The following is a 223-nucleotide window of genomic DNA, read 5'->3' as shown; positions in this document are numbered from 1 at the left end:
GGTCCAGAAGCCTTTTACCCCCATGGCTGGTACCAGCCAGTCGGTTAATCCCAATACGGCACCAAGACCAAAGCCGATCGGCCAGTAGGCGATTAAGGTGATAAAAAGCACCGGCTTGGTGATTTTCATGCCGCGCAAAGCGCAGGCCGACACCACCTGAATGGCATCGGATAACTGGTACAAAGCAGCCAGCACCATAATGCCTGCCGCCAGCGCCAATACT

1 protein-coding gene is annotated in these 223 nt (G+C 55.2%); it reads right to left on the bottom strand.

Annotated features, from left to right (window positions below; genetic code table 11):
* A partial coding sequence (locus QWY20_RS18630) for an MATE family efflux transporter (protein ID WP_330130466.1) occupies window positions 1–223 on the bottom strand: 223 nt, incomplete at both ends.

Origin of the sequence: Alkalimonas cellulosilytica (assembly GCF_036325985.1) — a bacterium.
Lineage (GTDB): Bacteria > Pseudomonadota > Gammaproteobacteria > Enterobacterales > Alteromonadaceae > Alkalimonas > Alkalimonas cellulosilytica.
Note: the sequence above shows the minus strand (reverse complement) of the source record. Positions and strands in the feature narration are given on the sequence as shown.